A 6020-nucleotide genomic window follows, 5' to 3' on the forward strand; every position below is an offset into this window, starting at 1 on the left:
CGAAGGCCTCCGAGGGCGTCATCTTCTGCTTGCCTTCCACGACCTGACGGGTATCTGTGGTGTTGTCTGTGCTCATGAGAGTCCTCCGAGGCGACACTGACGAAATGCGCTATGTGGCTTGCTTTATTATGGAATAAATCATTCCGATTTACGGAATGAGCTGTCACTCTAGTTCGCCAAAACCTGAACGTCAACACGATATTTCATAAAACGGTACGATTTGATTCTTTTTGAGAAACTGATCTATTATCGGCCTATCGCTCGACGTGGCACGCCCGCAGCACGACAACTGCTCATAGCACAACAGTCGCCCATTCACGCGCCAAGCCCGGCAACACGGCCGCAGGGCTCAAGGTCAACGGCCCGCGACGGCCGAGGAGACAGTGATGACAGATCTGATCAATGCCAAACCCGACGTCATGCGCTCGGTACGCGAACTCTTCGGTATCGACAGCGACCTCGAGGTTCCCGCCTTCAGCGAGCGTGACGAGTACGTGCCGGAGGTCGACGAGGCCTACCGCTTCAACCCTGATGTGACGCTTGCGATCCTGGCCGGCTTCACTCGCAACCGCCGGGTGATGGTCCAGGGGCTGCACGGCACCGGCAAGTCCACGCATATCGAACAGGTCGCCGCCCGCCTCAACTGGCCCTGCCTGCGGGTCAACCTCGACGGCCATATCAGCCGTCTCGACCTGGTCGGCAAGGACGCGATCGTGGTGCGCGACGGCGTGCAGGTCACCGAGTTTCAGGAGGGCATCGTGCCCTGGTCGCTGCAGCGCCCGGTGGCCCTGATCTTCGACGAGTACGACGCCGGTCGTCCGGACGTGATGTTCGTCATCCAGCGCATCCTCGAACGCGACGGCAACTTCACCCTGCTCGATCAGAACCGGGTCATCCACCCCCACCCCCACTTCCGGCTGTTCGCCACCGCCAATACCGTAGGCCTGGGCAACCTCTCCGGGCTCTACCAGGGCACCCAGGTGCTCAACCACGCCCAGATCGATCGCTGGAACATCGTCGCCAAGCTCGACTACCTGCCTCGCGAGGAGGAGGTGGCGATCGTGCTGAGCCGAGTGCCCAGCAAGGACTACGAGAAAGGACGCGAGTTGATTTCTGCCATGGTGGCGGTCGCCAATCTGACCCGCCAGGGCTTCGCGGCTGGCGACCTCTCCACCCTGATGTCACCGCGCACGGTGATCACCTGGGCCGAGAACTGCGAGATCTTCCGCAATCCCGCCCTGGCCTTCCGGCTCTCGTTCCTCAACAAGTGTGACGAGGCCGAGCGGCCCATCGTTGCCGAGTACTACCAGCGCTGTTTCGGCGAGGAACTCGACGAATCCTGGATGCAGGAGGCCCAGCCGTCATGACTGCAAGCGCCCAGCAGCAGGCGCGCCGGCAGCAACGGATCGAGGAGCTCTGCGCGGCCAGTCTGCGTGCCATCACCGGCCATGCCGACCTTCACTATCGCGGGCAGCGCCTCTATCAGGGCGAGAGGCGCCTCCCCACTCATGCGCCGCACCTGCGCATCGACCCGGCCCAGGACGACTTCGCCGACTGCCGGGCCGTCGCCGATGGCATGGCAATGCGCCTGCTGCATTCGGACATGGCCCTGCATCGACAGCGCTGCCCCGATGACCCGATCGAGCGGTTGGTGTTCGAGCTTCTCGAGCAGCTGAGGGTGGAAACCCGGGTCCCTGACGATATGCCCGGCATGGCCGACAATCTGCTGCAGCGCTTCGAGCGCTGGTCGCGGGACTTCTACCGCTCCGGCCTCACCGAAGGCAGCATCGGCCTTCTGCTCTACACCGTGGCCCAGATGTGCTGGTCACGGTTGCATGCCCGGCCGGTACTCGAGGAGACCGAGGACTATATCGAAGGCACTCGCGCCTCCCTGGTGGGGGAGCTCGGTACGGCGCTGCACGGCCTGCGCCGCCAACGTCACGACCAGGACGCCTATGCCGAGCATGCCCTGGCAATCGCTGCCATCGTCGGTGAGCGTGTGCGCGCCGAGCGAGCCCAGGCTCAGGCCGAAGATGACGACGAGGCCGCCGATCACGAAGAGGCCGCCACCGGCGCCTTTGCGCTGTTGCTCGACTTCGAGGACAGCGACGGCGACGACGCTGGCATCGCCGCGGCGGCAACCGGGCGCAGCAAGGTCTTCGAGGACTCCGCCTCGACCTATCGCGTCTTCACTACCCGCTTCGACCGCGAGGTCAACGCCGGCAGCCTGGTACGCCGCGCCCTGCTCCGCGAGTATCGCGAGCGTCTCGATCAGGCCACGGTCGAACAGGGTATCAATCTCCCTCGCCTGGCGCGTCGACTCGGCAGCATGCTGTGGGAGCCTCGCCAGGATGGCTGGGCCTTCGGCGAGGAGGAGGGCCGTATCGATGGACGCCGCCTGTCACAGCTGGTCAGCTCGCCTACCGAGCGTCGGCTGTTCTATCGCGAACAGCTCAAGCTGGGAACCGACTGCGCCGTCAGCCTGCTGATCGACTGCTCCGGCTCCATGAAGCATCACATCGTCCCGGTGACGATGATGGCCGAGAGCCTGATCCGCGCGCTGGAGATGATCGGCGCCGGCACCGAGCTGCTCGGCTTCACCACCGGGGCCTGGAATGGCGGTCGCGCCTACAAGGAGTGGATGCGCAGTGGACGCCCCCGTGAGCCGGGCCGTCTCAATGAGGTCTGCCACCTGGTGTTCAAGGACGCCGAACGTAGCTGGCGTCGCGCTCGCACCGACATTGCCGCCCTGCTCAAGGCCGACCTGTTCCGCGAGGGCATCGACGGTGAAGCGGTGGACTGGGCCTGTGAACGCCTGCTCGCCCGGCCGGAGAACCGACGCATCCTGATCGTGATCTCCGACGGCTGCCCGGCGGATAGCGCCACCAACCTGACCAACGACACCTACTACCTGGATAATCACCTCAAGGAGGTGGTCGCCCGGCGCACGCGTGAAGGCCAGGTCGAGGTGCTGGGCCTGGGCGTGGGACTGGACCTGAGCCCCTTCTACCGCCGCTGCCTGGCCACCGACATGTCCGAAGCGCTCGATACCCACCTGTTCGACGAGATCGTCGAACTGATCGGCGGCCGCCACCGCCGCTGAGTGAGGAGATACCAATATGGCCAAGACACGCCTGGTGCACCAGTTCGGCATGGGCACCTCGATCCGCAGCCGCAACTACACGGAAGCGGCGGCGCGGGCGATCCGCGACGCCCTGTGGCACAACTCCCTCAATCTTGCCGATGCCTTCGACTTCCCCAGAGAGGCGATGCTGATCGACGTCGAGATCGGCGTGCAGCGGCCCGAGGCCGTGGACAGGGACGCCCTGCTGGGCGTCTTCCCCTACGGCCAGCCGAGCATCACGGTGGTCAAGGGCGGCCTCGACATCGACAAGCCCGACGGCAGCGGCACCAGCGTGATCGCCAATGCCGCCGTCATCGTCTCCTTCGATATGGAGCCGCGTCATGACTGAGAAACGCATCATTCTCGAGATGGGTACCGGCAACGACCTCTACGGCGAGGACTACACCAAGGCCGCCTGCCGTGCCGTGCAGGACGCCCTGCACCACTCCTCCATCGTGCTGTTCAAGTCACTCGGCATCGACCACCGGGAGATGCGCGTTCAGGTGACCATCGGTGTTCAGCAGCCCGAGCGGGTCGATATCGAGACGCTGCGCGCCGAACTGCCCCGCGGCCGCCCCGAGGTCCAGGTGGTTCACGGAGGTCTCGATGTCCACGACCCCGACAACGCCACCACCCACGTCATCGCCACCGCCGCCATCGCCGCCTTCCTGCCGCTGGAGCCGGGTGCCTGGAAGCTGAGTGACGCCCAAGGGTAAGTGAGGCCCAAGGATAGTCGTACTATCACGCAAGATGGCAAGGGAGTTTCGGCGAGCTGATGCGCCCAGCCCCCCGGCACTACTCGGCGGGGCTGGGCCGCGAATGACCGACGCAACGCTCTTACAGCACTTCCGAGGCGATCAGCCCACCCCCGATCAGCATCAGCGTAACGAAGGCGACACGGCGCATCGCCAGCGCCGAGAGCGGCGGTGGGCAGCGGCGGCCAAGATAGGTCGCCAGGGCCACCACCGGAATGGCCCAGGCGGAAAGAATCAAAATCTCGGCATCCAGCTGCCCACGCACACCGATAAACAGGGTCCGCATGCCGGAGGTGGCGGCGAACAGAAGAATCAGCATGTTGCGAATCGCCATCAGCGACATCGGCTGGCGGTAGCACTGATAGATGACCGGTGGTCCGGCGATGCCGAACAGCCCCCCGAACAGCCCCGAGAACATGCCACTGATAAAGAAGCTGCCCCGCGAGGAGAGCGTTTCGCGGGGTCGCGGCCTGAGCACCAGGCTCAGCCCGCCGTAACACACCACCAGACCAAGGGCGATGCGCAACACACTGGCCGCGCTGTGACTGAGGTAGTCAAGCAGCAGCACACCGACAATGATCGACGGAATGATGCCGGCGATGGTGGCGGCCGTGGCTCGCAGGTCGAGGAGTTTCAACTTGCCTGGCAGCGCCACGGCGCTATTGGCCAGGGTCATCAGGCTGACCACGGCTGCCACCGAGGCCACCGAGGTGATGGAGAGCCCGCTGGTGGCGCCCATCACGATCATTCCCAGGCCGAAGCCGGTCACCGTCTGAAAGTAGCCGGCGACCGCGGCAATGGCCACGAAGGGCAGCAGGACGTCGATGCTCATGGCAATCTCAGGCGTCGTCGGCGGCGGCCATGTCCCGCGCCTCCGCAGCCTGTGCCTGCACGGTGGTCACGGCGATCACGTGGTAGATATCATCGACACTGCAGCCTCGCGAGAGATCGTTGGCCGGCTTGGCCAAGCCCTGAAGGAGCGGGCCGATGGCCTCGGCGCCACCGATTCGCTCGGCCAGCTTGTAGCCAATATTGCCGGCTTGCAGATCGGGAAAGATCAACACGTTGGCATTGCCCTTGACCTTCGAGTCGGGAAGCTTGCGCTCGGCGATATCGGCGACGATGGCCGCGTCGAGCTGCACATCCTCGTCGATGGCAAGCCCAGGGCGCTCGGCCTTGACCCGCCGCGCCGCCTGCACCACCTTCTCCACATTGCCGTGCTGGGCGCTGCCGCTGGTCGAGAACGACAGCATGGCCACCCTCGCCTCCTCGCCCAGCAGTGCCTCGGCGCTGTCGGCCGCCGTCATGGCGATCTGCGACAACTGCTCACCATCGGGGTCGATGACCAGGCCACAGTCGGAGAAGATCATGCCACCCTTGAGGTTGTGGAACGGCTTGCAAAGCATCATCAGAAAGAAGCTCGACACCAGCTTGCTGCCCGGTGCCAGCCCCAGCAACTGGATGGCGCTTCTCACCACGTCGGCGGTGGTATTGACCGCCCCCGCAACGCAGCCATCGGCATGCCCCTCACGGACGAGCAGATTGGCGAAGCATAACGGCTCGCCGACCACGGCGTCGGCTTGTTCACGCGTCATGCCCTTCTTCTCGCGAAGTGCATGTAGCGCCTCGGCCAGGCCCTCACGCAAGGGAGAGTCCGCAGGATCGATGATCTCGATCGCTGCCAGGTCGAGCCCTAGCTGCTCGGCCTGACGCTCGATCCCCGCCTGCTCTCCCACCAGGATAACCTTGGCGATGCCGCTTTCTGCCGCCTTGATGGCGGCGTGCAACACTCGCTCATCCTCACCCTCACACAGCACGATACGCCGAGGGGCCTGGCGAGCCTGCTCTAGAATTCGATTCAGTGCCTTCACGTCATATACCTCCTTCACTCGGGCACAACCGGACGCCCGGGAGAAAAAACCCCCGACAATGCCGGGGGAAAACCACTACCACTGAGTGTTTCTAGGTCAGACGTAGTCCTGATACTTCTCGAGCATGCGCACCGGCTTCTTCAGGGCGTCTCGGCGGAAGGGGTCGCCCAGCTCGCGGGTGCACATGACCTCAATGACGCAGGTCTTGCCTTCGTTCATCTGCATGTCCACCGCCTTCTTCAGCGCCGGCCCCACGTCTTCCAGACGGTC

At 64.5% G+C, this 6020-nt stretch carries 6 protein-coding genes; 4 read left to right on the forward strand and 2 right to left on the reverse strand.

Features of this window, described 5'->3' with window-relative positions; genetic code table 11:
- Positions 1 to 386 precede the first annotated feature (386 nt).
- The 4 genes from GRB96_RS15470 to GRB96_RS15485 are packed head-to-tail and all read left to right on the forward strand — an operon-like array spanning position 387 to position 3840.
- Positions 387 to 1367: an AAA family ATPase gene (locus GRB96_RS15470; protein WP_161433175.1), complete on the forward strand. Its 981-nt coding sequence runs from the start codon at positions 387 to 389 to the stop codon at positions 1365 to 1367.
- Positions 1364 to 3103 (forward strand): cobaltochelatase CobT-related protein, encoded by a 1740-nt coding sequence (locus tag GRB96_RS15475; RefSeq protein ID WP_161433176.1) that lies wholly within the window; start codon positions 1364 to 1366, stop codon positions 3101 to 3103. The genes GRB96_RS15470 and GRB96_RS15475 overlap by 4 nt, the downstream gene beginning before the upstream one ends.
- 16 nt (positions 3104 to 3119) lie before the next feature.
- The gene (locus tag GRB96_RS15480) at positions 3120 to 3473 is read left to right on the forward strand and encodes a Lin0512 family protein (RefSeq protein ID WP_161433177.1); all 354 of its coding nucleotides are present in this window, start codon (positions 3120 to 3122) and stop codon (positions 3471 to 3473) included.
- Positions 3466 to 3840, forward strand: a complete 375-nt coding sequence (locus GRB96_RS15485) for a Lin0512 family protein (protein WP_161433178.1) — start codon at positions 3466 to 3468, stop codon at positions 3838 to 3840. The genes GRB96_RS15480 and GRB96_RS15485 overlap by 8 nt, the downstream gene beginning before the upstream one ends.
- A gap of 121 nt (positions 3841 to 3961) precedes the next feature.
- Here the strand turns inward: GRB96_RS15485 and GRB96_RS15490 are convergent, their stop codons facing one another.
- Together GRB96_RS15490 and pta are read right to left on the reverse strand one after the other, a co-directional pair.
- Positions 3962 to 4711, reverse strand: a complete 750-nt coding sequence (locus tag GRB96_RS15490) for a sulfite exporter TauE/SafE family protein (protein ID WP_161433179.1) — start codon at positions 4709 to 4711, stop codon at positions 3962 to 3964.
- A gap of 7 nt (positions 4712 to 4718) precedes the next feature.
- Positions 4719 to 5750 carry a phosphate acetyltransferase gene (gene pta, locus GRB96_RS15495; protein WP_161433180.1) on the reverse strand — a complete coding sequence of 344 codons (1032 nt, stop codon included), beginning with the start codon at positions 5748 to 5750 and terminating at the stop codon, positions 4719 to 4721.
- Positions 5751 to 6020: the final 270 nt, after the last annotated feature.

The organism is Halomonas alimentaria, from assembly GCF_009902005.1.
In the GTDB taxonomy this organism is placed as follows: Bacteria; Pseudomonadota; Gammaproteobacteria; order Pseudomonadales; family Halomonadaceae; genus Halomonas; species Halomonas alimentaria.